The organism is Loktanella salsilacus, from assembly GCF_900114485.1.
Classification (GTDB): Bacteria; Pseudomonadota; Alphaproteobacteria; order Rhodobacterales; family Rhodobacteraceae; genus Loktanella; species Loktanella salsilacus.
The window spans coordinates 81,049-106,015 of sequence record NZ_FOTF01000004.1 but is presented as its reverse complement, the minus strand read 5'-3'; the positions used below and the strand labels follow the sequence as shown (position 1 = coordinate 106,015).

Below are 24,967 nucleotides of genomic sequence, written 5' to 3'. Positions count from 1 at the left end.
ATCACCTCAAACGCAAAAAGGGCCGCCCGAGGGCGACCCTTTCGTTTATTCCTGCAAGATGCAAGATCAGCCGTTCACGCTGTCCTTCAGCGCTTTGGCGATCGTCATTTTGACAACCTTGTCGGCGTCTTTCTTCATCTGCTCGCCCGTGGCGGGGTTACGAACCATCCGCTCTGGACGCTCGCGGCAATAAATTTTGCCAACGCCGGGAAGCGTAACGGCACCGCCGCCGGACACTTCTTCAGTGATGATCGCGACGACGGCGTCCAAAGCGGCACCGGCGGACTTTTTGTCCATGTCGGTCTTTTCAGCCAGCGCTGCGACAAGTGCTGCCTTGGTCATCGGTTTCGTTGCCATTGATCGTATCTCCCTTAAATGATCCCCGCCTATGGGGCCGGTTGGTCGCGTTTAAACGTTATGTTGTGGGACACCACAACGGTTTGCTGCCTCGTGCAAGCGCAAATTTACAAAAAAACGCTTATTTCGTGGGGTTCAGAGGAAAGCTGTCTCTTCAAAGCTACGCAATTTGCGACTGTGAATGCGTTCAAGTGGCATTTCGCGCAGTGTTTCCATCGCCCGGATGCCAATCATCAGGTGATTTGCGACCTGACTGCGATAGAAATCCGACGCCATGCCGGGCAGTTTCAGCTCTCCGTGCAGGGGCTTATCGCTGACGCAAAGTAATGTGCCATAGGGCACGCGGAACCGAAAGCCGTTGGCGGCGATGGTCGCGCTTTCCATATCTAGCCCCACAGCGCGGGACTGCGACAGGCGCTGCACCGGGCCGGAATGGTCGCGCAGTTCCCAGTTGCGGTTGTCGATGGTGGCAACGGTGCCGGTGCGCATGATGCGCTTTAGCTCGTAACCCTCCAGCTGGGTCACAGCCTCGACCGCGTCTTCTAGGGCGATCTGGATTTCCGCCAGCGCCGGGATCGGCACCCAGACCGGCAGGTCATCATCCAGCACGTGATCTTCGCGCAGATAGGCGTGGGCCAGCACAAAATCCCCCAGCCGCTGCGAATTGCGCAGACCCGCGCAATGCCCGACCATCAGCCAAGCGTGCGGACGCAGGACGGCGATATGGTCGGTTGCGGTTTTGGCGTTCGACGGGCCGACGCCGATGTTCACCAGCGTGATCCCTGCACCGTGCTTCCGCTTCAAATGATAGGTCGGCATCTGCGGCAGCTTTGCCGGGGTCTGCATTGGCGCATCCGCGTCCGTGATGATCTGATTGCCTGGTCCGACAAAGGCCGTATAGCCGCTGTCCGGGTCTGCCAGCATCAGACGGGCAAAGGCTTCGAACTCCTCAATATAGAACTGGTAGTTGGTAAACAGAACGTGGTTCTGAAAATGCTCGGCGTTGGTGGCGGTGTAGTGCGACAGGCGCGCCAGCGAATAATCAACGCGCTGCGCGGTAAAGGGCGCCAAAGGCGCGGCACCGTCGGGATAAAGGAACCCATTCCCATTCACGATGTCATCATGGGTCGTGGACAGGTCCGGCACGTCAAAGATGTCGCGCAGATGGAAATCTGCGGCACCCTCTTGCGGCACCGTGACGCTCGCGTCGTTCGCAACAGCAAAATGCACGGGCATTGGCGTCGTGGACACACCAATCGTCACGGGCACGCGGTGGTTCTGCATCAGCAGGCCAATCTGCTGTTCCAGATAATGCCGGAACAGATCAGGCCGCGTCACTGTCGTCGAATAAGTCCCCGGCTGCGGCACATGGCCAAAGGACAGGCGGCTGTCTGTCGGGGCAAAGCTGGTCGTGGTTAGGCGAATTTCGGGATAGTAGGCGCGATAACTGACGTCGGATTGACCGCTGCGGAGCACCTCTTGGAAATGCCGAGACAGGAAACCGGTGGCGGCCTCATAAAGCTCGCACAGGCGCACCACAGCAGCGGCGGCATCATCAAAGGTTTCGGGGGCTGCCACATCAGGGCAGCGCAAATGGCGGATTTCGGTCATGGCTGGCCCTCGAATAGCGGTGTCAGTTCAAATTTGGTCACGTCGACGAGCCCTAGATCGCTGATCCGCAATTCTGGAATCACGACCAGCGCTAGCAAGGAGTGTTGCATATAGGCGTTGTTCAGCGTGCAGCCGCAGTCGGCCATCGCGGCGACCATGGCGTCCGCCGCGGCTGCGACCATTGCCGCAGGGCGATCAGACATCAGGCCAGCGATGGGCAGTTCGACCAGCGCGATTTCGACGCCATCTTTCCACACCGTGATGCCGCCGCCCACTTCGCCAAGCCGGTTCGCAGCCTTTGCCATGCAATCCGCGTCCGTGCCGACCACAATCATGTGGTGACTGTCATGTGCCACGGTCGACGCGATGGCCATGTCCCCGGTATAGCCAAAGCCCGAGACAAAGCCGTTTGTCACGCCGCCGGTGCCCCGGTGCCGCTCAACCAGCGCGATCTGGCAGACTTCGCCTGTCGCCTGAACGCGGCCTTCGGTGACGGGGAGTTCGAATTTCAGCGACTTGGTTGGCGCCTGATTTTCCACAACGCCGATGACCTTGGCGGTGACAGCATTCGCCCCTTGGGGGGCCGGGATCGCGAAATCCGCGGCACCTAGCACCTTGCCCAGATGCACCGTCTGCCGCGCGGCCCTTGGCCAGTCATAATGCGGACAATCGACTGTAATCTTGCGATCTATGGCCACTGTCCGCCCCCGCGCGATTACATGTTCGATCGGCAGTGTGACCAAGTCGGATGTCAGGATCATGTCAGCCCGCCGCCCCGGCGCGATAGAGCCAAGCTCGCGTTCCAGCCCGAAATGCGTCGCGGTATTGATCGTTGCCATTTGCAGCGCGATGACCGGATCGCAGCCGCAGGCAATGGCGTGGCGCACAACGCGGTTCATGTGCCCGTCATTCACCAGCGTTCCCGCCATGCAATCGTCGGTGCACAGGATGAAGTTGCGCGGATCAAGGCCGCGTTCTGTCACCGCCGTGATCTGGCTTTCGACATCATACCAAGCCGACCCCAGCCGCATCATGCTGCGCATGCCTTGCCGCACGCGGGCGATGGCGTCGGATTCAGCGGTGCCTTCGTGGTCATCGGCGGCGCCGCCAGCGGCATAGGCATGGAACGGGATACCCTTGTCGGGGCTCGCGTAGTGGCCGCCGACAGTCTTGCCCGCGTTCATCGTCGCCGCCATTTCCGCCAACATTTGCGGATCGCCATTGATGACACCGGGAAAGTTCATCATTTCGCCCAAGCCAACGATACCCGGCCAAGACATCGCCTGAGCGACGTCTTCTGCCGTGATCTCATACCCTGTGGTTTCCAAGCCGGGGGCAGAGGGCGCGCAGGACGGCATCTGGGTAAAGATGTTCACGGGCTGCATCAACGCCTCGTCATGCATCATCCGCACACCGTTCAGCCCCAACACATTCGCAATCTCGTGCGGGTCGGTGAACATGGTTGTCGTGCCATGCGGGATCACAGCAGCAGCAAATTCGGCGGGCGTCAGCATGCCGCTTTCAATATGCATATGCCCGTCGCACAAACCGGGGATCAGATAACGCCCAGCGCCGTCAATCACTTCGGTCGCGCCGCCAATGCAATGGCTGGCGTCAGGACCAACATAGGCAAAGCGGCCATCAGCGACGGCAACCTGCCAACCCTCAAGAACCTCTCGGGACTGGACGTTGACCAGATGGACGTTGCGAACGACCAGATCGGCTGCGTCGCGACCCGCGGCGACGGCAACAAGGCGGGGGGCAGTTTCAGCCCAAGTGGGAATATGATGTGACATGGCGAAACGTGACACCAAAGCCCGCCCCGCTTCAACCCCGGCCTAGGGTAGTTTGTGCAATTCCAGCGGTTTCTGACCGGGATTAAGTCGCAGGATCGACAAATTCAGCGCCGTCGCGATAGTGACCCAGACCAGATAAGGCACAAAGGCAAGGCCTGCCCACAGATCAAGCTGAAAGTGCGTAATCGTCGCGCCCAAGATCGCCAGCCACAGTGCCACGATAATCACCAGAGCGCCCTTAATCCGCCGCGCACCAAAGAACACCGGCGTCCACAGCGTATTCAGGGCGATTTGCAGCGCCCAAAACGCCATGGCAAAGGTATTGCCCTCTAGCGGCGCAACGCGTGCGCCAGCAAAGGCGATCAGCAGATAAATCGTCGTCCACATCACGGGAAAGGCCCAGTTCGGTGGCGTCCAAGCTGGCTTTTGCAGGCTCTTGTACCATGCACCTGTCGGAAACAGCATCCCGGTTGCGCCAGCGGCGACCGTGGCGGCCAGAAAAATCGCGAACAAGGTGATGGACATGAAAGTGCCTTTCTTAAAGCTTCACGCATAACCTAGGGCTGATACGGGTCCGCGCCAAGCTGCACGCTAACGTAGATCATTGGGCAAAGGAAAAGGCCGCCGCAGTTTCCCGCGGCGGCCCCGTAAATCGCTAACCGACGTGCCGATTAGTTGGCAGGACCAAAGCTTGCCAGATAGGCGTAAAGGTCAGCCGCTTGGCCCGCATCACGCACCTGATAGGCCATTTTGCTGCGGGCGCGCTTGTCGTCCAGCGCCTCGCGCAGGAAAGCGGTTGGGTTCTGGACGTAGCCGACAAAGCTTTCCTCGTCCCAAGCCGTACCGATTTCACCGTAAGCAACCAGAGCGTCGCCATAGTTAAAGCCTTCGACGCTGGCCGGCATGTGGCCAGCAAGACCATACAGGTTCGGGCCAACCTTGGCGTTACGGCCAGCCAGCACTTCGCCCGACACGGGGTCTTGCACAACGTGACAAGCGACGCACTGACGGTTGAACTGCTCTTCACCGCCAGCAACGTCGCCGGTGGGGGCAGCCATGTGGCTTTCAGCAAAAGCGGGCGCGGCGAAGGTCGTCATCGCCAATGCAAGAGTTGTAAGTTTCATCGTGTTCTTCCTTCGAGGTGGAATTCAAATGTATCTGCGCAGGTCTAAGCTTGATTTAGCGTCCTGCGCCACGGCGTCCAGATCATTCGCCTGATAGGCGCGGACATCGCGCCGGGGTGCAACGGACATTGCCCTAGTATGATTGGCCGCACAACTGCGCCTTTGGTCGCGCCCATGCGACATGACGCCTTAGTGATCGGCGTGGGCGTCGTTATCAGCGGCGATATTGTCCGAATCCTCGACCTTGAAAACAACATCAAGGCGGCCGGCCTTTTCAAACACAAGCGTCGCAGGAACGCTTTCGCCGGCTTCCAATGGATCGCCATTCAGGCCCATAAACATGACATGCAGCCCGCCGGGCGCAAAGCTGACGGTGCCGCCAGCTGGGATCGTCACGCCGTCCATCTGGGTCATCGTCGCGATACCGTCGACGGTGGCACTGTCGTGCATCATCACGCGGGGGTAATCAGCCTCTATCGCGACAAGGGTGTCGTCTTCGGTGCCGGAATTCAGGATCGTCAGATAGCCAGCCCCGGTCATCGCCGTCTTTGGCGTCGCGCGGGCAAAGGGGTGTTCGACATGCAAATCGCCAACCTTATAGTCGTGGCCCATCGCAAAGCCGGGCAAAATGGCCACGGACAGCGCAATCATCAGGCGGGTCAAAGACGTCATGGTGGGATCCTTCGTATCGGTCATCGTCACTGACCTATGCAGTCTGCTGCCTGCGTGAAAGGGGCGAATGGCCGCAGTTTCGTGACCCGTGCGGAAATTTGCCGTAGGCGTATCCGTTTTGGTCTGCCATAGTTTCCCCCTAGCCCGGCATAGACCGGACGGAACAGACGAAAACCGGGAGGAATACAATGAACTACACTGGACGCACCGCGCTGGCCGCCTTGGCGCTAAGTATATCAGCAGCCGCACCGCTGCACGCCCAAGAGGCGGATTACATCCTCGCCACAGCATCCACTGGCGGCACCTATTATCCCGTCGGCGTCGCACTTTCGACACTGGTCAAGGTTAAGCTGCAACCAAGCCAAGGCATCGGCATGTCCGCCATCAGCAGCGCCGGGTCGGGTGAAAACATCCGCCTGCTGCGCGAAGGAGAGGCGCAGTTCGGCATCCTGCAAGGTCTGTACGGCTACTTCGCAGCATCCGGCACCGGCCCGCTGGCCGACGTGGGACCGCAAGACAACCTGCGCTCTGTTTCGATGCTGTGGCAGAACGTGGAACATTTCGTCGTTAGCGCTGATGCAGCAGCCACCGGCACCATGGCAGATTTCGTGGCGCTCAAGGGTGAAAGCGTCGCCCTTGGCGCGCAGAACTCCGGCACTTTGGGGTCGAACACGGCCCTTCTGGACGGGCTCGGCGTCAATGCTGAAACCGATTACACCCTTGTCTATGGCGGCTATGGTCCCGCAGCAGAGGCGTTGCAGAACGGTCAGGTCAAAGGCATCAGCACCCCCGCGGGCGTGCCCGTTGGCGCGCTAAGCCAGCTTTTCGCATCCGCCGGTGACAGCGTGCGTCTGCTGTCCTTCACCGACGAAGAGCGTGCGGCGGCTGACGCCGGACGCGAGCTTTGGACCGCCTATACCGTGCCGGCCAACACCTACTCTGGCCAGTCAGAGGACGTCACGACCGTCGCACAGCCGAACTTTTTGGCCGTGGACGCCAGCGTGTCAGAGGAAAACGTCTATCAGATCACCAAAGCGATCTATGAAAACCTGCCCTTCCTGCAGGCAATCCACCCGGCCACGCAGGCCATGAGCCTAGAGGCCGCAATTGCGGGCTTGCCCCTGCCGCTGCACCCCGGTGCGCTGCGTTATTTCCAAGAGGCCGGGGTCAACGTCCCTGACCGTCTGATCGCGAAATAGCACCAATCCCCCGGCCCTCATCCGGGCCGGGGACTCTGCGCAAAGGGGAATTTGCATGTCGGATGATACCGAAAACGCCGCACTGCGGCGCATTGATGGCGCGTGGGCGCGTGGGCTGACCGTATTCTGCGCGGCCATATCCGTGGCACACCTTTATATCGCGCTGTATCCGGTGGTGTCAGAACTGACGCGCAATGCGCTGCACTTTGCGGTCTTTGCCCTGCTGGCATGCATCTATTACCCTCTTGCGGGCACAGCGCGCGACAGCCGACTGGTGCGGATCTTTGATCTGATCCTTGGGCTTGCTGTTGCCGCCTCCGCCATCTGGCTCGCCACAGCGGAAAACGCGATTTATGACCGCGGGGTAAAGCTGTCGACGCCCGACTGGATCGCCATCGCTGTCTGCGTCGGCGGCGCGATAGAGTTGACGCGGCGGCTGACCGGCTGGATCATCCCCGTTCTGATCATCCTTGCCCTGACCTACATCGCGTGGTGGGGTCAGTTTGTCGGCGGCGTCTTCCGGTTTCCGGGGCTGAGTGTCGAGACTGTCGCCTTCCGCTCTATCTATGGCGATGACGCGATGTTCGGGTCGATTGCGCGGATTTCGTCGACCTATGTGTTTTTGTTCATCATCTTCGGTGCCTTCCTGCTGCGGTCGGGTGCGGGCGATTTCGTCATTGATTTGGCGCGCGCTGTCGCAGGCAAGATGGTCGGCGGGCCGGGTATTGTTGCTGTCATTGCCAGCGGACTGACTGGCACGATCAGCGGCTCTGCCGTTGCCAATACGGCCAGCACTGGCGTCATCACGATCCCTTTGATGAAAAAGGCAGGCTTTAGTCCCAAGTTTGCCGGCGGGGTCGAGGCCGCGGCCAGCACTGGCGGTCAGCTGATGCCGCCCATTATGGGGGCCGGTGCCTTTGTCATGGCTGCCTTCACCCAGATCCCTTACGAGCGTATCGTCGCGGCCGCTGCCCTGCCCGCCCTGCTGTACTTCTTATCCGTCGCGTTCTTTGTGCGGATCGAGGCGAAGCGTCAAAACCTGCCACCAATGGAAAACACCGGCCAAACCCTTGGTTCCGCCTTCCGCAATGGCGGGGCGAGTTTCGTGCTGCCCATCGGCCTGCTGATCGGGATGCTGGTCGCGGGCTATACGCCAACCTATGCCGCCGTTTACGGCATCGTCGCGGTCATCGCCTCCAGCTGGCTAACCCGCAATCCCATGGGCCCAAAGGCTGTGGTCGAGGCGCTGTCGATGGGCGCAAAGGGTATGATCTTGACCGCCGTGCTGCTGTGCGCTGTCGGCTTGATCGTGAACGTGATCGCGACTGCGGGGATCGGCAATACCTTTAGCTTGATGATCTCGGATTGGGCTGGCGGCAACATTCTGGTGGCCATCGTCCTGATCGCGCTGGCGTCATTAATCCTTGGCATGGGTCTGCCGGTGACGGCGGCCTATATCGTGCTGGCGACGCTGTCGGCTCCCGCATTGGCAGGTATGATCGCAGACCGCTTTGTCGTGGACGCGCTGGTCCTGGGTCAGCTGCCCGACACCGCCCGCGCCGTCCTGATGCTGGGCGCACCAGAGGCGATGCAAGCGATCATGGCCCCCATGGCGCGGCCCGAGGCTGCGGCGCTGGTCGCGTCCTTGCCGCTAGAGGTCGCAAGCCCCCTGCGCGACCTGACGGTCCCGGCAGAGGCTGCGACGCTGGCCCTACTGTCAGCGCATATGATCATCTTTTGGCTGTCCCAAGACAGTAACGTGACGCCGCCCGTTGCACTTGCGGCATTTACCGCCGCTGCGATCGCCAAGGCCCCGGCGATGGCGACAGGCTTTGCCAGTTGGAAGCTCGCCAAGGGCCTGTACATCGTGCCGGTCCTGTTCGCCTATACGCCCTTGCTGTCACGCGACTGGGGGGCGGTCGTGACCGTTTTCGGATTTGCGGTCTTTGGCATCTACGCCGTCGCGGCGGCGCTGCAGGGCTGTATGGAACGCCCCCTCGGCTGGCCGTTGCGGGTTGTGGCGTTAGCGGCGGGTATTGCCTGCCTTTGGCCGCACCATCTGTCGGTCAATCTGGTCGGTTTGGCCGTGGTCGCAGGACTGCTTGCGCTGAACATGCGCGGGGAACGCCGCGCGGTTATCGCCTAATTTTCAGGCAATCGCACAAGAATGGCCCGTGACGAAGGGCTGTTCTGTTGCCTCTGCCCGAGAAATTTGCGCAGGGTTGGGCCATGACACTTGCCGCGCCCTTGCATGATGACCCGCATCACCTGACGCCCCGCGCGCAGGGTGTGCTGCGCATTGGCGTGAAGGCAGGTAACCGGCTGGACACGCTGCGCCAATCCGGCGCGTCCAAGGCGCTGTTCCCGCGCCACGCGGGTGGCGATCTGCTGGCCGTGACGCTGAACACCGCAGGCGGCGTGACTGGAGGCGACCGCTTTTCCATTGCCGCGCAGGTCGCACAGGGTAGTCACCTGACCCTGACCACTCAAACGGCAGAGCGGATTTACAAAGCCCAGCCCGGTCAGACCGCCCGCATGACGACGGAAGCGGCCCTTGCCCCCGGCGCACGGCTGGACTGGCTGCCGCAGGAAACCATCCTGTTTGATCGCTGCCGCCTGCGGCGCAGGCTGACTGTTGATATGGCCAATGACGCTATTTTCCTAGGTGTCGAAACGCTTGTGCTTGGCCGTGCCCTGATGGGCGAGCGGATTGAAGCAGGTTTTGCAAAGGACGACGTCCGCATCACACGCGGCGGCGATTTAATCTTTGCTGATGCCATCGCGCTGGATGGCGCGATTTCTGACCAGATGGCTGCGGCTTGGTGCGGCGGCCCGGCGAATTGCCTTGCCAGCGTGACCTATGTGGCCCCCGATGCCGAGGCACGGCTGAATACCCTGCGCGCATTGATGCCCGCCAATGCTGGTGTCAGCCTGATCCGGGACGGCGTCCTATTCGCGCGCGTTCTGGCCGCAGACAGCCACGATCTACGCCGCGCGCTGATCCCCGTTTTGACCGCCTTGCGCGGCCCCCTGCCCCCGACTTGGACGCTTTGATATGCAACTGACACCCCGTGAAAAAGACAAACTGCTGATCGCTATGGCGGCCGAGGTCGCGCGCAAGCGGCTATCGCGGGGGGTAAAGCTGAATTACCCCGAAGCGATTGCGCTGATTACAGATACCGTCGTCGAAGGCGCCCGCGACGGGCGGTCCGTTGCCGATATGATGGAAGCCGGCGCGCAGGTGATTACCCGTGATCAGTGCATGGAGGGTATCGCAGAGATGCTGCCCGAGGTGCAGGTCGAGGCGACGTTTCCAGACGGCACCAAGCTGGTGACGGTTCACGAACCGATCCGTTGAATTTTGAGTATTTTTAGCAAGATGATGAGAAGAGGTATCGCAATGATCCCCGGTGAAGTGATGACGGCAGAGGGTGATATCGAGCTGAACGCGGGCTCTGAGGCGCTGACGCTGATGGTCGCCAATACGGGCGACCGGCCGGTGCAAGTTGGCAGCCACTACCATTTTGCAGAGACCAATCCGGGTTTGGATTTTGACCGGGCTGCGGCGCGCGGGATGCGGCTGGATATCCCGCCCGGCTCTGCCGTGCGGTTCGAGCCGGGTCAGCGCCGCGAAGTGAAACTGATCGCAATCGGCGGGCGGCGGCATATCTATGGGTTCAATGCAGCCGTCATGGGAGAGTTGTGACATGGCCCGGAATGCGACCCCGCTTGAATTATTTAAAACACAGATGGAGGTCGGCATGATGCTGGCCGAAGCGCAGAGCGTCATCGCCATGCGCATGATGGGCTGGGGCGGGCTGTGGTCCGTCACCTCCGATGAAAACGACCGCATGGTGTCCGAGAAGACCGAAGCGATCACCAAATCGATGCAAAGTGCCACGCTGGCGGCGATGACGGGCAAGCGCCCGGACGAGATCATGAATGCCGCCGTAAAGCCCTTGCGCCAGAAAACCCGCGCCAATGCCAAACGCCTTGGCAAGCGCGGCCCAACGTTGATGAAGTGAGCCTATGCCAGCCCTGATTTCCCGCGCGAATTATGCCGCCACCTTTGGCCCAACGACGGGCGACAAGGTGCGTCTGGCGGACACTGATTTGATCATTGAGGTCGAACGCGATCTGACCACCTACGGCGAAGAGGTGAAGTTCGGTGGCGGCAAGGTGATCCGCGACGGGATGGGGCAGTCTCAGGTCACGCGGGCGGGCGGGGCTGTGGATACGGTCATCACCAATGCGCTGATCGTTGATCATGCTGGGATCTGGAAGGCGGATGTCGCGCTGAAGGATGGCCGCATTCACAAGATCGGCAAGGCGGGCAATCCTGACACGCAAAGCGGCGTTGATATTATTATCGGACCGGGGACAGAGATTATCGCCGGCGAGGGCCGCATTTTAACCGCTGGCGGGTTTGATTCGCACATCCACTTTATCGCGCCGCAGCAGATGGAAGATTCGCTGCATTCAGGCGTCACCACCTGTTTTGGCGGCGGCACGGGGCCTGCCCATGGCACGTTGGCCACGACCTGTACGCCGGGTCCTTGGCATATCGGGCGGATGCTGCAGGCCTTTGACGGCATCCCAATGAACATCGGCCTTGCGGGCAAGGGCAACGCCAGCCAGCCGGACGCTTTGATCGAGATGGTCAAAGCTGGCGCTTGCAGTCTAAAGCTGCACGAGGATTGGGGCACCACACCTGCGGCCATCGATTGCTGCCTGTCTGTCGCAGACGACATGGACGTGCAGGTGATGATCCACACCGACACGTTGAACGAGAGCGGCTTTGTGGAGCATACCGTGAAGGCCATGAAAGGCCGCACGATCCACGCGTTCCACACTGAAGGCGCTGGCGGCGGTCATGCCCCGGATATCATCAAGATTTGCGGCGAAGAGTTTGTTCTGCCGTCGTCCACCAACCCGACGCGGCCCTTCACCGTGAACACCATCGAAGAGCACCTCGATATGCTGATGGTGTGCCACCATCTGGACAAATCGATCCCCGAAGACGTCGCCTTTGCCGAATCCCGCATCCGCCGCGAGACGATTGCCGCAGAGGATATTTTGCACGATATGGGCGCGTTTTCGATCATCGCGTCCGACAGTCAGGCGATGGGCAGGGTCGGTGAGGTGCTCATCCGCACATGGCAGACCGCGGACAAGATGAAGAAACAGCGCGGGCGCTTGGCCGAGGAAACCGGCGACAACGACAACTTTCGCGTCCGCCGCTATATTGCGAAATATACGATCAACCCGGCGATTGCCCATGGCGTCAGCCACGAGGTGGGATCCATCACAGAGGGTAAGCGCGCCGATCTGGTATTGTGGAGCCCCGCATTCTTTGGCGTGAAGCCGGAAATGGTGCTGCTGGGCGGCACGATAGTCGTGGCACAGATGGGCGATCCGAATGCCAGCATCCCAACGCCGCAGCCTGTTTATTCGCGCCCGATGTTCGGGGCGTATGGCAGCTCACTTCGGCATGGCAGCGTTAGTTTCGTCAGCGCAGCAGCACAGGATGCAGGCATCCGTGACAGCCTTGGGCTGGCAAAGCAGACTGTCGCCGTCAAGAACACCCGCAACATCGGCAAGCGCGATCTGATCTTGAATGACGCCCTGCCCCAGATCGATGTGGACCCCGAAACATACGAGGTCCGCGCCGACGGAGAGCTACTGACATGCCAACCCGCCGAGGTTCTGCCGATGGCCCAGCGATACTTTCTATTCTGATGGTGGGCATCGGGGTTGCAGAAAACGCAATTGTGCTGCGCCGCAGCATCCCTATGTTGTCTGGCAGGGGAGGAGACCTGATTCATACTTTAGCGGCGATTGCCGCAGACAAGGTTTCCAATGGCTACGCAAACACTCAGCGCACCGCGCACCGCAGCAATCCGCGAAAAAGTGGACGCTTTCTTCGCTTCGATCGGCCAGGGCATGAATGCCTATATGGAGCGCCGTTCGCGGATGGACCAGATCAACAATCTGGAAGCAAAAACAGACGAAGAGCTGTCCAAACTGGGCATCAAGCGCGACCGTATCGTGCAACACGTCTTTCGCGACCTGTTCTACGTCTGATCTTTGATCTGGCGAACGGGGGCCGCGCATGACGCAGCTGATCGTTCATAACATTGTCACTGACAATCACAGCGCGCAGGTGTTCGACACCTGCGCGCTGACCTACGATGCGAGGTTGATGCGGCGCAAAGTGCTAACCTGCGATGGTGGCACCGCGGTTCTGGTCGATTTGGAACACACAACATCCCTAAATGACGGTGATCTGCTGGCGCTGAACGACGGTCGGTTTATTCGCATCAAAGCTGCCGCAGAGCCGCTTTACCGCGTCGCTGGCGATTTGGTGCGGATGGCATGGCATATCGGCAATCGCCACATGCCCTGTCAGTTTGCAGGCGACCACCTGCTGATCCTGCGCGATCCGGTCATTGGTCACATGTTGCGCGATCATCTGGGCGCGGATGTTGCCGAAATCGACGCACCCTTCACCCCTGAAGGCGGCGCTTATGGCCACGGCCGGACGATGCCGCATGCCCACTGAGGGACTACTAACGCTGATGCAATGGCTCTCGCCCGGTTTTCCGCTGGGTACGTTTAGCTATTCGCACGGGTTGGAAATGGCAGTCGCGGATGGGCGGTTGCGCGATGCAGCGGGCCTGCAGGACTGGATTGCCACAGTGCTCACGCATGGAACAGGCCGCAACGACGCCATCCTGTTGGCAGAGGCGTATCGCAGCGACGATGCGCAACAGATTGACGCACTCGCCCGCGCGCTTGCGCCATCCCGCGAACGGCTGCTGGAAACGACAGCACAGGGCGAGGCGTTTTGCACCACGGTAAATGCCGTTTGGGGGCTGGACCTGCGGCCCATGTGCTTGCCGGTTGCCGTCGGCCGTGCGGCCCGGATGCAGGGGATCGCCCTAGATGTGACGCTTTCGGCGTACCTGCATGCGTTCACCGCCGGGCTGATTTCAGCGGCGCAGCGCTGCATGCCATTGGGGCAAACTCAGGCGCAACGGATTGTCGCGGATCAAACGCCGCTATGCCTATCGCTGGCGCAAGCGGCGCTGACGCAAAGCATTGACGATCTGGGCGGCAGCGCGTTTCTGGCGGACATCGCCGCCATGCAGCACGAGACACTTCAACCAAGGATATTCCGGTCATGACCTCTCCTCACGGGCCACTGCGCATTGGTATTGGCGGACCTGTTGGCGCGGGCAAAACAACGCTGACGGCCAAGCTGGCAGTGCGGCTGAAGGACCAACTGTCCATCGGCGTGATCACCAACGATATCTATACGCAAGAGGACGCCGAGGCGCTGATGCGGATGCAAATCCTGCCCATGGACAGGATCATCGGCGTGGAAACCGGTGGCTGCCCGCATACCGCCATCCGCGAGGATGCCAGTATCAATCTGGCCGCCGTCGCTGAAATGCGCAGCCGCCATCCCGATCTGGACGTCGTCCTGATTGAGAGCGGCGGCGACAATCTTTCCGCAACCTTTAGTCCCGAACTTGCCGACCTGACGATCTATGTCATCGACGTCGCCGCAGGAGAGGAGATTCCACGCAAAGGTGGCCCCGCCATCACCCGGTCCGATATTTTGGTGATTAACAAAACCGATCTAGCCCCGCATGTCGGCGCATCGCTTGACGTCATGGCCCGCGACGCAGCACGCATGCGCGGCGATGGCACGGTTTGCTTTGCGGCCCTGCGCCACGATCAGGGAATTGATCCCATCATCGCCCGCATTGCGGCCCTTGGCGGGTTGTCTTTGGTGTGACATAGGACGGAACTAATCTGCGTTACGGCGGGTTTTGCGACGACACCTTCAGACAGGATTATTTACTTGGACAGCCAGATCACTGTGCGCCTGAACTATGGCATCCCTCAGCCTTGCACCCTGCTGTTGCAGATCCGCGCGATGACGGATTTCAACCAGACGGTGACGTGGGAAAACACAGAAATTGCGGCCTATAAGTCCTTTCGCGACATGCCCGCCGAAGAAGGTATCGGCAATCGTATCTGGTTGGAAACCAACGGTGATCTGCTGCTGACCTATTCCGCGCAAGTGACCGTCAATCGCCCGGTTGCCCAACTGAAATCCCTGAAAGAAACGCCGCTGTATCAGCTGAACGCGCCAACGGTGAAATACCTGATGGCGTCGCGTTATTGCACGGCTGACAGCTTTGGCGCGTTCATGACGGACACGTTTGGCGACCTGCGCGGCGGGCCGCGTGTGCTGGCGATGTCGCGTTGGATCACCGATAATTTGACCTATGATGGCGAAAGCAGCGACGGCAACACCACCGCGCAGGATACATTTGACGCCCGGCGCGGCGTTTGCCGCGATTATGCCCATCTTTTAATCGCTATGTGCCGATCCAGCGCGATCCCCGCACGCATCGCCAGTGTCTATAGCCCAGATGTCACCCCGCCAGATTTTCATGCTGTAGCAGAGGTTTACCTGAACGGCGGCTGGCATTTAATCGATCCCACAGGCATGACGACGCCTGATCGCATGATCATCGCAGGCGTTGGCCGCGACGCCGCGGATGTCGCTTTTTTAACCGCTTTTGGGGCGGCAACCTTAAATGAGCAGACAGTTTCGGTGGTGACCTGTTGACCTTTCCGCGGAACCTGCCTGAATAATTTGCAGTATCCTAGGAAAGCGTTAGCTTCAGTCACATGAATACAAAGCCAGATCACTTTGACGAAATGCGGATGGGCGACGATCAGGTGCGCCCGCCTTATGCCAATTATAAATCGTGGTTCGACGGCCAAGATCCCGGCCGCCTTGCCAAGAAATCCAAAGAGGCCGAAGCCTTCTTTCGGCGTACCGGCATCACCTTTAACGTCTACGGGCAGATGGCCGCCGAAGAGCGGCTAATCCCGTTCGATCTGGTGCCGCGCATCATTTCGGGGCGCGAATGGACGAAGCTGTCACGCGGTATCGAACAGCGTGTGCGTGCCATCAACGCGTTCCTACACGACATCTACAACCGCCAAGAAATTCTGCGGGCAGGCCGCATCCCGATAGATTTGATCGCCAGAAACGAGGCGTTCCTGCCGCAAATGATGGGCTTTTCGCCCCCCGGCGGCGTTTACACGCATATCGTCGGCACCGATATTGTCCGCACCGGCGAAGACGATTTCTTTGTCCTAGAAGACAACGCACGCACGCCGTCCGGTGTCAGCTATATGCTGGAAAACCGCGAAACGATGCTGCAGATGTTCCCAGAGTTGTTCAGCCGCATCAAAGTGCGGCCCGTCAGCGATTACCCGAAGAATCTGCGCCGTTCTCTTGCGGCATCTGCGCCCAAGTCCTGCGGTGGCAAGCCGGTGATCGCTGTGCTGACGCCGGGAATTTATAACTCGGCTTATTACGAACATTCATTCCTCGCCGATCAGATGGGGGCAGAGCTGGTCGAAGGCCACGACCTGCGCGTTGTGGACGGGCACATCGCCATGCGCACGACCCGCGGCTACAAGCAAATTGACGTGCTGTATCGCCGGGTCGATGATGAATTCCTTGACCCGCTGACGTTCAATCCCAAGTCGATGCTGGGCGTGCCGGGCATTATGGACGTCTACCGCGCCGGCAATATCACCATCGCCAATGCACCGGGCACGGGGGTCGCCGACGACAAGGCGATCTATAGCTATATGCCCGATATCATTGAATTCTATACCGGTGAAAAAGCGATCCTGAAAAACGTCGAGACGTTCCGCTGCGGCGAGCAGGATAGCTTGAAATACGTGCTCGATAATCTGGCAGAGCTGGTTGTGAAAGAAGTCCACGGATCGGGCGGTTACGGCATGTTAGTCGGCCCCGCCGCCAGCAAAAAAGAGCTCGCTGATTTCGCTGACAAGCTGCGCGCCCGGCCCAGCAACTATATCGCTCAACCCACGCTGTCGCTGTCGACTGTGCCCATCATGGTGAAAAAGGGCCTTGCTCCGCGCCACGTTGACCTGCGCCCCTACGTGCTGGTGTCGCCTGATGGCGTCGACATCACGCCCGGCGGCCTGACGCGCGTTGCGCTGACCGAAGGATCGCTTGTCGTCAATTCCAGCCAAGGAGGCGGCACCAAGGATACTTGGGTGCTGGAGGACTAAACTATGCTGGGAAAAACCGCAGGCGGCCTGTTCTGGATGTTTCGCTTTCTGGAACGCGCCGAAAACACCGCACGCTTGGTCGAGGCTGGCTTTCGCATTGCATTGACCCGGTCCACTGACGCGAGCACCGAATGGGAATCCGTTGCCACCACCGCAGGCGTCGCGACCCGCTACCACGAAAAGCACGACACCTTTAACGCCACCGATGTGATCGACTATTTGCTGCGCGACAAAGACAACATGTCGTCGGTCTATTCGGTGACAAAATCGGCCCGCGACAATGCGCGGTTGGTGCGCACCGCGCTCACGTCAGAGGTCTGGACCGCCGTTAACGATAGCTGGATGACGATTCAGGATCTGCTAAAGCGCCCGGTCAAGGAAACCGAACTGCCCCGCGTTCTGGACAGTATCCGCCAGCAATCCGCCATCGTGCGCGGCGCGTTGCACGGCACGATGCTGCGCAATGATATTTACGACTTTGCCCGCATCGGCACCTTTATCGAACGCGCTGACAACACGGCGCGGATCATCGACGTAAAATATTACACCCTGCTGCCGTCCAGCAGCTTTGTCGGATCGTCCTTAGATAACGTGCAGTGGGAAACCATCCTGCGGTCCGTATCCGCACACCGGGCCTTTCGCTGGCTGGACGAGGACGAGATGACAGCCGCTGGCGTCGCGCGGTTCCTGATCCTTGATCGCCGCCTACCCCGGTCGCTGGTGTTTTCCATGGCAACAACCGTCGAAAACCTGAACTATCTGGCCGACGAATATGGCGAGCGTCACGCCTGCCATGACCATGCCGAGCTGATGCTGAAAAAGCTGAAAGAGCGGGACATCGCCTCGATCTTTGATGAGGGTTTGCATGAATTCATCACGAATTTCATTCAAGACAACTATGCCCTCGGCCAAATGATCGAGCGTGATTACAAGTTCTACGGTTAGGATACCCCTTGGACCTGCATATTTCCCACACGACCCGCTACGCCTATGACACGCCCGTCAGCTATGCGCTGCAGCGACTGCATTTGCGGCCTCAGTCGAACATCATGCAAACCGTGCTGGACTGGACAGTCACCGTCGATGGCGGCGTGATCGAACTGACCTGCGAGGACCACCACGGCAACGTCATCGATCTGGTGAACACCGACCGCGGTGCGACCGAACTGACCGTCACCGCCAGCGGAACCGTGCGCACGCATGACCGTGCAGGCGTGATGGGCAAGGTTTATGGCGCTGCACCGTTGTGGCATTTCATGCAGGACACGGCGCTGACAAAACCTAGCAAGGATATCCGTGCACTGGCCCGTCCGCTGAAATCAGCCACTGATACGCTGGGGGCTTGCCACGCACTATCAGCCCAAATTTTGGCGGCTGTGCCCTATCTGATCGGCCAGACCTATACCAACACCACCGCCGATCAGGCACTGACGGGCGGCGCGGGTGTGTGCCAAGACCATGCGCATATCATGATCGCTGTCGCACGGTACGCCGGATTTCCTGCGCGCTATGTCTCGGGCTATCTGAAACTAGACGACCGGATTGATCAAGACGCCAGCCATGCGTGGGCAGAGGTGCATCTGCCGACGCTTGGTTGGGTGGGGTTCGATGTGTCCAACGGGATCAGCCCGGATGAACGCTATGCCCGCTTGGCTATTGGGTGCGACGCAAGCGATGCGGCCCCGGTTAAGGGGATGCGCTTGGGCGACGGGGATGAATCGCTGATTGTCACGCTGCAAGTCCAGCAGTAGAAGCGACTTAACCTAAATCAGAGAATTCCCATGACCTATTGCGTTGGCCTGCGTCTAAACCGCGGCCTAGTCTTCATGTCCGACACCCGCACCAACGCTGGCGTCGACAACTTTTCCATGACCCGCAAGATGTTTACATGGGAAGCGCCGGGCGAGCGGGTCATCACGATCATGACCGCCGGCAACCTTGCGACGACGCAATCCCTGATTTCCCTGCTGGAAGAACGGTCAAAATCCGCCGCTGACCGCGACCCCAGCATCATGCGCGAACCAACAATGTTTCAGGTCGCCCGCCTGGTCGGCGCGACCTTGCAAGAGGTCATCGCCTATTCGTCCCCCACGGGCGACACATCGGGCAGCAATTTCCGCGCGACCGTCATCGTCGGCGGCCAGATCGCTGGCGGCGTGCCGACGATCTTTATGGTCTATCCCGAAGGCAACTTCGTCGAAGTGACCGAAGAGACTCCGTTCTTTCAGATTGGAGAGACGAAATACGGCAAGCCAATCCTTGTGCGCGCCTATGACCCAGAGATGACGTTCGAAGACACCGTCAAACTGCTGCTGGTGTCCTTCGATTCAACGGTCAAATCGAACCTGTCTGTCGGTCTGCCGTTTGACATCGTGCTGTACGAAAAAGACGCTTTTGAAATCCACAAACGCGCCCGCGTCGAAGCTGACGACGAGGTCTATCATCAGATTTCCAGCGGCTGGGGTGATGCGTTAAAAGAAGCTTTCGTATCTCTTCCGACGTATAAGCTTTAGCGTTCCAGCCACAGTTTAACGGACGCGGCCATTGACCGCGCCAGCGCCTGTCGCGATGTCGCGCGCAGGCGTTCGTTTAACTGCAACAGCTTGTCGATTTCACGCACGATGCCTTGCCCAGCGCTGTTCGTCTGTTCCGCCTGCATGCCGTCCTTCAGGACGAATTGCGATCCAACGACATAAAGCAGTTCCCCTTCTGCATCTGTCAGCGGCTCAATGATCACAAGGTTGTCAAACGTGCTGCCATCGGCACGTTTGTTGCGGAACACGACCTGAAATCCGGTTCTTTGCGCCAGCCCGCGGCGCATTTTTAGCCGAGCGGTGTCGTTGTCCAAATCGCCCTGCAAAAACCGGCAGTTCTTGCCGATAACCTGCTCTGAATCATAGCCTGTCGCGGTACAAAATGCGGGATTGACGTAGCAAAGCGGCATATCGGGACGTGTTGCATCGGCAATCGTCAGCGGGATGTTGGCACCATCCAGCCGCTTCGCGACTTCGGTCATATTCAGCTGCGTCATGTTGTTACTTCCAAGCCCCTAGACCGAACGCCTCTATGGTTTATGTACCCAGCTTAACGAATGCACCCGACCGGAACCAGACATGACGCGCCTGACTGACCAAACGACCACTGACCACGACGGCTTGATCATTGTCGGCATCGGTGCCTCTGCCGGGGGGCTTGAGGCGATCCAAGGTCTGCTGGAATATCTGCCCGATCAGCACAGAATGGCAATCGTCATCGTGCAGCATCTAGACCCGCATCACGACAGCCTGATGCAGGAACTGCTAAGCCGACAAACCAAGAGCCCCGTCGTGACCGCCTACGAGGGTTGCCCCGTCCACGAAGGGCACATTTATCTGATTGCGCCGGGCGATATTTTGACGATCGCGGATAGCCGCTTTCACACTGAAAAGTTTCAAGAGCCGCGCGGCGTACGACGGCCTATCGACGACTTCCTGATTTCACTCGCGCGGCATTCTGGCCTGAATGCGGTCGGAATTATCCTGTCAGGCACCGGCAGCGATAATAGCGTCGGGATCAGTGACATTAAGAATAACGGCGGCCTCGTACTGGTCCAGCGCCCCGAAGAGGCGAAGTACGATGGCATGCCGCGCAACGCGATTGCGACCGGGGCCTGCGACCTAATCCTACCCGTCGCCGAAATCGCGCCTGTCCTCGAAGACTTCTTTGCCCGCATCCAGAACTTTGCCATCGAAGAGCCATCGGATAGTGACTTTATCCAGCGCGTGATGCGTCACCTGCGCCACCGCGTCGGGCATGACTTCACCGAATACAAACCCGGCACGCTACTGCGCCGCATTGCCGTGCGCATGTCGATCCTTGGGCAGGAACGCGCGTCGGAATATCTGCGCTATCTGATCGACGATCCAAGAGAGGCTGACCTGCTGTTCGATAGCATTTTGATCAACGTCACCAGCTTCTTTCGCGACGAAGACACATTCAGAGAGTTGCGCGATGTCACCCTGCCCGATTTGATCGCGCGCGCAGGCAGCGAGGGCGATCTGCGCATCTGGGTGGCCGGCTGCGCGACCGGCGAAGAAGCCTATAGCTATGGGATCGCCCTGCTAGAGGTGATGGAACGGCTGAACGTCTGGCCGTCCCTGTCAATTTTTGGCACCGACATCGATGAAGGCGCGCTGCGCGTCGCACGTGCGGGACACTACAGCACGGAAAACGTCAGTCACATGCCAACTGACTTGGTGCAGAAATACTTCAGACCCAATGCGAATGGATATTCCGTCAACGAGCGGCTGCGCAATATCATCCGATTTTCCAACCAAAGCCTGATCAAAGATCCGCCATTTTCGCAGATCGATCTGCTGTCGTGCCGGAATGTCATGATCTATTTTCAGACGTCGTTGCAGGATTCCGTCGCGAAGGCGTTCCACTACAGCCTGCGTGAAAATGGCATTTTGGTTTTGGGAAACAGCGAAAGCATCCCCCGCGTCCATGACTTGTTCGAAGAAACATCGCGTAACCACCACATCTTTCGCCGCATGCCCGGGCCACCGTCCCGGCTGGAATTGCGCGCAGCAGATGGCATCTTTGACAAGGCAAACGATAACAATCTGTCTTCCGTGACGCAGCCTGAAACGGCCCCCGGCGCACCCGAGTTGATGCAACATTTTGCGCCGCCTTATATGGTTCTGACCATGCAGGGCGATCTGCTTTATACCTCTGAAAAAGCCAGCAAATACCTGCAAGTCGGCGCGGGACGTCCGCAACTGTCGATCCTGAAATTGATCCGACCCGAGCTGAACACCACACTTGCGCGGCTTTTACGGCTGGATCAAAAGCTTGATCAAAATCAATCCATTACCTTTAGCGGCGCGCTAGACGACAAGCCCGTGCGGCTACGCATCACCGGCCGTAAAACCGATGACCGCCAGATCCTGATCGCATTCGAGGCGCTCGCGACTGACGACGTCGACGCTGCACTCACAAGTCAGATGGTCGGACAAGACAATGAAGAATACCTGCGTCAGCTAGAGTCAGAGCTGGACGACGTGCGCGGGCAGCTAACCAGTGCGACTGAAAAGCTTGAGACCTCGAACGAAGAGCTGAAAAGCTCTAACGAGGAAATGATGTCGATGAACGAAGAGCTTCAATCCGCGAATGAAGAGCTGACGACCACCAATGACGAGTTGAACGCCAAGATTGCCGAAATTCGCGATGCTCATGCCGATATGGCAAACTTTATCGCCAGCAGCAAAATCAGCACCATCTTCCTCGACAGTAAACTGCGCCTACGTCGGTTTACGCCAGAAGCGCGCAATCAATTCCGCTTTGTGTCGGGCGACGTTGGGCGGCCCCTAGATGACATCGGGTCGGACCTTGATGTCTTTGCCATCCTTGATGATTGCCGCAAGGTGCTGGAAACGCAGACCATGATCGAAACGGATTATGACAGCCGTAACGGTCAAGCCTTTCGCGCCCGGATCGTCCCGTTTGAATCCGACCGATCGACCCAAGGCGGGATCGTGCTGTCGCTATTCGATGTCACCGAATTGCGCGTCCTTGCCCAAGAGGCAGAGCATCAGCGCGGCCTGTCGGTCCAGCGTCTGGCCGAGATTGAAGACCTGTATAATGGCAGCCCCCTCGCGATGGGCATGCTCAGCCATGATCTAGTTTATATGCGCGCCAACGAACGCCTTGCGAAAATCGCAGGGTTCGAGGTGGACGAGCTGATCGGCAAAACACTGGGTTCTATGTCACCCGCGCTGCGTGATGTGATTGAGCCGATCGCACGCGAAGTTCTGGACAACCGCACGCGCATCGAAAACAAGCAGTTGCGCGGCGGCACAGCCGACAACCCCGGACAAGAACGGGTCTGGGAAACGGATTGGTATCCGGTATTTCACGATGGGGGCCTGACAGGCGTAGGACTGAACGTTCGCGACATCACCGAACAAGTGCAGCTGCAGTTTGAACTGCGCCGTGTGATGCAGGAACTGCAGCACCGCGTGAAAAATATGCTGGCAAATGTGCTGGCGCTTGTGTCCCGTGCCAGCCGCGATGCCACGGTGGACCGCGATGTGTTTACCGCGCTCGCCCGCCGCATTCAGGCGCTCGCGCAGACGCACAAACTGCTGACCCAGTCGAACTGGGCCTCTGCGAACCTTAGCCAGATCCTTGCCCCCGAACTAACTGCGGTCTACGGCGCGGACCGCGTCGAACTGAAAGGCCCAGAGATTATCGTCAACGCTCGCGCGGCCCTATCGCTGGGCATGGCAGTGCATGAACTGGCCACGAACGCCGCAAAATATGGTGCGTTCTCAAATCCCCAGGGCAAGGTTAGACTTAATTGGCTGCGCCAAGACGATGGCGAGTCCGACACCTACATCTTTACTTGGACAGAAACGGGTGGTCCCGCCCCAACGGTCAGCGGTGACGATGGCTTTGGCACTCAACTGATCAAATCCACTATCACCGGCAGTCTAAATGGAAATGTTGAATTTCATTGGGAACCAGAAGGTTTGCGGTGCGTTCTCCAAATACCGGTAAATGCGCTAATTGAGATCCCTCATGAATCACTGTTCAACTCCCTCGAAATCTAAACTGCTATATGTCGAGGATGAGGTGATCGTCGCTCTGGATGTGTCTGACGGGCTAGAACACGAACTAGGGTTCGACGTTCATATGGCGCATAACCTGCCGGCTGCGATGGCAAAGTGCGAAACTACATCGTTTGATTTTGCGTTGCTGGACATGAACCTCGGCAACGGCGAAAACAGTCTAGCGCTGGGTCTGATGCTAGCCGAACGCGGGACGCATGTCGTCTTTGCCTCTGGCTATAACCGTCACGAGATTTCCAAGATCGACTCGTTTCAACTGATCGAAAAGCCGTTTCAGCTGTCGGATATTTCGGCCGCTTTCGCGGCCGAAAAGACGGATCACTGATCCGCGACTGATACCCAGGCAGCATCATTTGCAGATGACCTGACACAGGCATCAACAAACATGACCCCGGCCAGACCGTCACGCACAGTCGGATAAAGCGCATCACTTTTGCGCCCGGTGCGCGCTGCCTCAATTGCGTCAGCAGCCGCGACGTAGATATTCGCAAACCCTTCCAGATACCCCTCTGGATGGCCGCCCGGAATACGCACGCCGTCTTGCGCACCAGAGGCCCCGTTGCGCGTCAGGATCTGCGTTGGTTGTCCAAAGGGCGTATATTCCATCACATTAGGGTTCTCTTGCCCCCAAGACAGCCCACCCTTGTCGCCATAAATCCGCAGCGTTAGCCGGTTTTCATTGCCCGGTGCCACCTGTGAACACCACAGCATCCCCCGCGCACCGCCCTTGAAGCGCAGCAGCACATGCCCGTTGTCATCAACACGCCGCCCCAGCACAAAGCTTTGCAAATCCGCCGCCAGACTATCCAGCGTCAGCCCAGACACAAAACAGGCAAGGTTATAGGCATGCGTGCCGATATCACCGGTGGACCCGCCAGCGCCCGATCGCGCCGGATCCGTCCGCCAGCCCGCCTGCTTGTTGTCCGCGTCCGCCTCTTCGGTCAGCCAGTCCTGTGCGTATTCGACCTGCACAACGCGAATATTGCCCAGCTTGCCATCTGCCACCATTTGCCGCGCGTGGCGCATCAGGGGATAGCCGGTGTAATTATGCGTCAGCACAAACAGCGCGTCCGATGCTTCGGCCACCGCGACCAACTCCTTTGCCTCGTCCAACGTTGCCGTCAGCGGCTTGTCGCAAATCACATGGATGCCGCGCGACAGGAACGCTTTGGCGGCGGGCGCGTGCATGTGGTTCGGCGTCACAATCGCAACCGCCTCGACCCCATCATCGCGGGCCGCCTCTGCTACGGCCATCGTGTCGAAATCAGGATAAATCCGGTCCTCGGCCAATCCCAAAGCCCGCCCGGATTCCATCGACTTTTCCGGTGTCGACGACAAAGCCCCCGCCACCAAATCGAACCGATCATCCAGCCGCGCCGCATAGCGATGCACCGCCCCGATAAAGGCATCCTTGCCCCCGCCCACCATGCCAAGCCTGATCCGTGCCATCATATCTCTCC

General features: G+C 59.2%; 26 protein-coding genes. 18 read left to right on the top strand and 8 right to left on the bottom strand.

Annotated features, from left to right (window positions below; genetic code table 11):
• Window positions 1-66: 66 nt before the first annotated feature.
• The 6 genes from BM131_RS04590 to BM131_RS04565 form a co-directional block, all read right to left on the bottom strand.
• Entirely contained in the window at window positions 67-357 is a 291-nt protein-coding gene (locus BM131_RS04590; protein ID WP_090186270.1) for an HU family DNA-binding protein, read from the bottom strand.
• 135 nt (window positions 358-492) lie between these two features.
• Window positions 493-1,968: an AMP nucleosidase gene (locus tag BM131_RS04585; protein ID WP_090186268.1), complete on the bottom strand. Its 1,476-nt coding sequence runs from the start codon at window positions 1,966-1,968 to the stop codon at window positions 493-495.
• Window positions 1,965-3,764, bottom strand: a complete 1,800-nt coding sequence (gene ade, locus BM131_RS04580) for an adenine deaminase (protein WP_090186265.1) — start codon at window positions 3,762-3,764, stop codon at window positions 1,965-1,967. The genes BM131_RS04585 and ade overlap by 4 nt, the downstream gene beginning before the upstream one ends.
• 42 nt (window positions 3,765-3,806) lie before the next feature.
• Window positions 3,807-4,289 carry a tryptophan-rich sensory protein TspO gene (tspO, locus tag BM131_RS04575; RefSeq protein WP_090186263.1) on the bottom strand — a complete coding sequence of 161 codons (483 nt, stop codon included), beginning with the start codon at window positions 4,287-4,289 and terminating at the stop codon, window positions 3,807-3,809.
• Between the two features lie 146 nt (window positions 4,290-4,435).
• Window positions 4,436-4,888, bottom strand: coding sequence for a c-type cytochrome (locus BM131_RS04570; protein ID WP_090186260.1), 453 nt, complete (start codon window positions 4,886-4,888; stop codon window positions 4,436-4,438).
• A 189-nt stretch (window positions 4,889-5,077) separates the two neighbouring features.
• Window positions 5,078-5,584: a copper chaperone PCu(A)C gene (locus tag BM131_RS04565; protein ID WP_245754131.1), complete on the bottom strand. Its 507-nt coding sequence runs from the start codon at window positions 5,582-5,584 to the stop codon at window positions 5,078-5,080.
• Window positions 5,585-5,748: 164 nt separating this feature from the next.
• Between BM131_RS04565 and BM131_RS04560 the strand changes: the two genes are divergently transcribed.
• The 16 genes from BM131_RS04560 to BM131_RS04485 all read left to right on the top strand — a co-directional run bounded on the left by BM131_RS04560 (window position 5,749) and on the right by BM131_RS04485 (window position 19,409).
• On the top strand, window positions 5,749-6,759 hold the full coding sequence (locus BM131_RS04560) for a TAXI family TRAP transporter solute-binding subunit (protein WP_090186257.1): 1,011 nt from the start codon (window positions 5,749-5,751) through the stop codon (window positions 6,757-6,759).
• A gap of 55 nt (window positions 6,760-6,814) precedes the next feature.
• Window positions 6,815-8,905 carry a TRAP transporter permease gene (locus tag BM131_RS04555; protein ID WP_090186255.1) on the top strand — a complete coding sequence of 697 codons (2,091 nt, stop codon included), beginning with the start codon at window positions 6,815-6,817 and terminating at the stop codon, window positions 8,903-8,905.
• An 83-nt stretch (window positions 8,906-8,988) separates the two neighbouring features.
• Window positions 8,989-9,813, top strand: coding sequence for an urease accessory protein UreD (locus BM131_RS04550; protein WP_090186625.1), 825 nt, complete (start codon window positions 8,989-8,991; stop codon window positions 9,811-9,813).
• A 1-nt stretch (window position 9,814) separates the two neighbouring features.
• Entirely contained in the window at window positions 9,815-10,117 is a 303-nt protein-coding gene (locus tag BM131_RS04545; protein WP_090186253.1) for an urease subunit gamma, read from the top strand.
• Window positions 10,118-10,159: 42 nt separating this feature from the next.
• Window positions 10,160-10,465: an urease subunit beta gene (locus tag BM131_RS04540; RefSeq protein ID WP_090186250.1), complete on the top strand. Its 306-nt coding sequence runs from the start codon at window positions 10,160-10,162 to the stop codon at window positions 10,463-10,465.
• 1 nt (window position 10,466) lies between these two features.
• Window positions 10,467-10,784 carry a hypothetical protein gene (locus BM131_RS04535; RefSeq protein ID WP_090186247.1) on the top strand — a complete coding sequence of 106 codons (318 nt, stop codon included), beginning with the start codon at window positions 10,467-10,469 and terminating at the stop codon, window positions 10,782-10,784.
• Window positions 10,785-10,788: 4 nt separating this feature from the next.
• Window positions 10,789-12,498 (top strand): urease subunit alpha, encoded by a 1,710-nt coding sequence (gene ureC / locus BM131_RS04530; RefSeq protein WP_090186245.1) that lies wholly within the window; start codon window positions 10,789-10,791, stop codon window positions 12,496-12,498.
• Window positions 12,499-12,618: 120 nt separating this feature from the next.
• A complete protein-coding gene (locus tag BM131_RS04525; protein ID WP_090186241.1) occupies window positions 12,619-12,843 on the top strand; it encodes a hypothetical protein in 225 nt (74 codons plus the stop codon).
• Window positions 12,844-12,871: 28 nt separating this feature from the next.
• Entirely contained in the window at window positions 12,872-13,321 is a 450-nt protein-coding gene (locus BM131_RS04520; protein ID WP_090186238.1) for an urease accessory protein UreE, read from the top strand.
• Window positions 13,311-13,946: an urease accessory protein UreF gene (locus BM131_RS04515; protein ID WP_090186236.1), complete on the top strand. Its 636-nt coding sequence runs from the start codon at window positions 13,311-13,313 to the stop codon at window positions 13,944-13,946. The genes BM131_RS04520 and BM131_RS04515 overlap by 11 nt, the downstream gene beginning before the upstream one ends.
• Window positions 13,943-14,563, top strand: coding sequence for an urease accessory protein UreG (gene ureG / locus BM131_RS04510; protein WP_090186233.1), 621 nt, complete (start codon window positions 13,943-13,945; stop codon window positions 14,561-14,563). The genes BM131_RS04515 and ureG overlap by 4 nt, the downstream gene beginning before the upstream one ends.
• A 66-nt stretch (window positions 14,564-14,629) precedes the next feature.
• Window positions 14,630-15,406, top strand: a complete 777-nt coding sequence (locus BM131_RS04505; RefSeq protein ID WP_217646844.1) for a transglutaminase-like domain-containing protein — start codon at window positions 14,630-14,632, stop codon at window positions 15,404-15,406.
• 62 nt (window positions 15,407-15,468) lie between these two features.
• Complete coding sequence (locus tag BM131_RS04500) at window positions 15,469-16,896, top strand: circularly permuted type 2 ATP-grasp protein (RefSeq protein WP_090186230.1); 1,428 nt, start codon at window positions 15,469-15,471, stop codon at window positions 16,894-16,896.
• 3 nt (window positions 16,897-16,899) lie between these two features.
• Window positions 16,900-17,841, top strand: a complete 942-nt coding sequence (locus BM131_RS04495; RefSeq protein ID WP_090186227.1) for an alpha-E domain-containing protein — start codon at window positions 16,900-16,902, stop codon at window positions 17,839-17,841.
• 8 nt (window positions 17,842-17,849) lie between these two features.
• Entirely contained in the window at window positions 17,850-18,647 is a 798-nt protein-coding gene (locus BM131_RS04490) for a transglutaminase family protein (protein WP_090186223.1), read from the top strand.
• A gap of 30 nt (window positions 18,648-18,677) precedes the next feature.
• The gene (locus tag BM131_RS04485; RefSeq protein WP_090186220.1) at window positions 18,678-19,409 is read left to right on the top strand and encodes a proteasome-type protease; all 732 of its coding nucleotides are present in this window, start codon (window positions 18,678-18,680) and stop codon (window positions 19,407-19,409) included.
• On the opposite strand, the gene BM131_RS04480 is transcribed toward BM131_RS04485, so the two are convergent.
• Window positions 19,406-19,927: a PAS domain-containing protein gene (locus tag BM131_RS04480; RefSeq protein ID WP_090186217.1), complete on the bottom strand. Its 522-nt coding sequence runs from the start codon at window positions 19,925-19,927 to the stop codon at window positions 19,406-19,408. The two genes, BM131_RS04485 and BM131_RS04480, sit on opposite strands and share 4 nt — an antisense overlap.
• Before the next feature lie 82 nt (window positions 19,928-20,009).
• Between BM131_RS04480 and BM131_RS04475 the strand changes: the two genes are divergently transcribed.
• Both BM131_RS04475 and BM131_RS04470 read left to right on the top strand, forming a co-directional pair.
• The gene (locus BM131_RS04475; RefSeq protein ID WP_090186214.1) at window positions 20,010-23,489 is read left to right on the top strand and encodes a chemotaxis protein CheB; all 3,480 of its coding nucleotides are present in this window, start codon (window positions 20,010-20,012) and stop codon (window positions 23,487-23,489) included.
• Entirely contained in the window at window positions 23,458-23,832 is a 375-nt protein-coding gene (locus BM131_RS04470) for a response regulator (protein ID WP_090186212.1), read from the top strand. The genes BM131_RS04475 and BM131_RS04470 overlap by 32 nt, the downstream gene beginning before the upstream one ends.
• On the opposite strand, the gene BM131_RS04465 is transcribed toward BM131_RS04470, so the two are convergent.
• Complete coding sequence (locus BM131_RS04465) at window positions 23,826-24,956, bottom strand: Gfo/Idh/MocA family protein (protein ID WP_090186622.1); 1,131 nt, start codon at window positions 24,954-24,956, stop codon at window positions 23,826-23,828. The two genes, BM131_RS04470 and BM131_RS04465, sit on opposite strands and share 7 nt — an antisense overlap.
• Window positions 24,957-24,967 lie beyond the last annotated feature (11 nt).

Excerpts from the sequence above, each read along its gene's own strand:
- BM131_RS04535 (WP_090186247.1), top strand. The coding sequence starts at position 10,467 with ATGGCCCGGAATGCGACCCCGCTTGAATTATTTAAAACACAGATGGAG.
- BM131_RS04465 (WP_090186622.1), bottom strand. The coding sequence starts at position 24,956 with ATGGCACGGATCAGGCTTGGCATGGTGGGCGGGGGCAAGGATGCCTTT.
- BM131_RS04495 (WP_090186227.1), top strand. The coding sequence starts at position 16,900 with ATGCTGGGAAAAACCGCAGGCGGCCTGTTCTGGATGTTTCGCTTTCTG.
- BM131_RS04470 (WP_090186212.1), top strand. The coding sequence starts at position 23,458 with ATGAATCACTGTTCAACTCCCTCGAAATCTAAACTGCTATATGTCGAG.
- BM131_RS04545 (WP_090186253.1), top strand. The coding sequence starts at position 9,815 with ATGCAACTGACACCCCGTGAAAAAGACAAACTGCTGATCGCTATGGCG.
- BM131_RS04555 (WP_090186255.1), top strand. The coding sequence starts at position 6,815 with ATGTCGGATGATACCGAAAACGCCGCACTGCGGCGCATTGATGGCGCG.
- BM131_RS04565 (WP_245754131.1), bottom strand. The coding sequence starts at position 5,584 with ATGACCGATACGAAGGATCCCACCATGACGTCTTTGACCCGCCTGATG.
- BM131_RS04520 (WP_090186238.1), top strand. The coding sequence starts at position 12,872 with ATGACGCAGCTGATCGTTCATAACATTGTCACTGACAATCACAGCGCG.
- BM131_RS04480 (WP_090186217.1), bottom strand. The coding sequence starts at position 19,927 with ATGACGCAGCTGAATATGACCGAAGTCGCGAAGCGGCTGGATGGTGCC.
- BM131_RS04500 (WP_090186230.1), top strand. The coding sequence starts at position 15,469 with ATGAATACAAAGCCAGATCACTTTGACGAAATGCGGATGGGCGACGAT.
- BM131_RS04590 (WP_090186270.1), bottom strand. The coding sequence starts at position 357 with ATGGCAACGAAACCGATGACCAAGGCAGCACTTGTCGCAGCGCTGGCT.
- BM131_RS04560 (WP_090186257.1), top strand. The coding sequence starts at position 5,749 with ATGAACTACACTGGACGCACCGCGCTGGCCGCCTTGGCGCTAAGTATA.
- BM131_RS04515 (WP_090186236.1), top strand. The coding sequence starts at position 13,311 with ATGCCCACTGAGGGACTACTAACGCTGATGCAATGGCTCTCGCCCGGT.
- tspO (WP_090186263.1), bottom strand. The coding sequence starts at position 4,289 with ATGTCCATCACCTTGTTCGCGATTTTTCTGGCCGCCACGGTCGCCGCT.
- BM131_RS04485 (WP_090186220.1), top strand. The coding sequence starts at position 18,678 with ATGACCTATTGCGTTGGCCTGCGTCTAAACCGCGGCCTAGTCTTCATG.
- BM131_RS04525 (WP_090186241.1), top strand. The coding sequence starts at position 12,619 with ATGGCTACGCAAACACTCAGCGCACCGCGCACCGCAGCAATCCGCGAA.
- BM131_RS04585 (WP_090186268.1), bottom strand. The coding sequence starts at position 1,968 with ATGACCGAAATCCGCCATTTGCGCTGCCCTGATGTGGCAGCCCCCGAA.
- BM131_RS04540 (WP_090186250.1), top strand. The coding sequence starts at position 10,160 with ATGATCCCCGGTGAAGTGATGACGGCAGAGGGTGATATCGAGCTGAAC.
- BM131_RS04550 (WP_090186625.1), top strand. The coding sequence starts at position 8,989 with ATGACACTTGCCGCGCCCTTGCATGATGACCCGCATCACCTGACGCCC.
- ureG (WP_090186233.1), top strand. The coding sequence starts at position 13,943 with ATGACCTCTCCTCACGGGCCACTGCGCATTGGTATTGGCGGACCTGTT.
- BM131_RS04475 (WP_090186214.1), top strand. The coding sequence starts at position 20,010 with ATGACGCGCCTGACTGACCAAACGACCACTGACCACGACGGCTTGATC.
- BM131_RS04570 (WP_090186260.1), bottom strand. The coding sequence starts at position 4,888 with ATGAAACTTACAACTCTTGCATTGGCGATGACGACCTTCGCCGCGCCC.
- ureC (WP_090186245.1), top strand. The coding sequence starts at position 10,789 with ATGCCAGCCCTGATTTCCCGCGCGAATTATGCCGCCACCTTTGGCCCA.
- ade (WP_090186265.1), bottom strand. The coding sequence starts at position 3,764 with ATGTCACATCATATTCCCACTTGGGCTGAAACTGCCCCCCGCCTTGTT.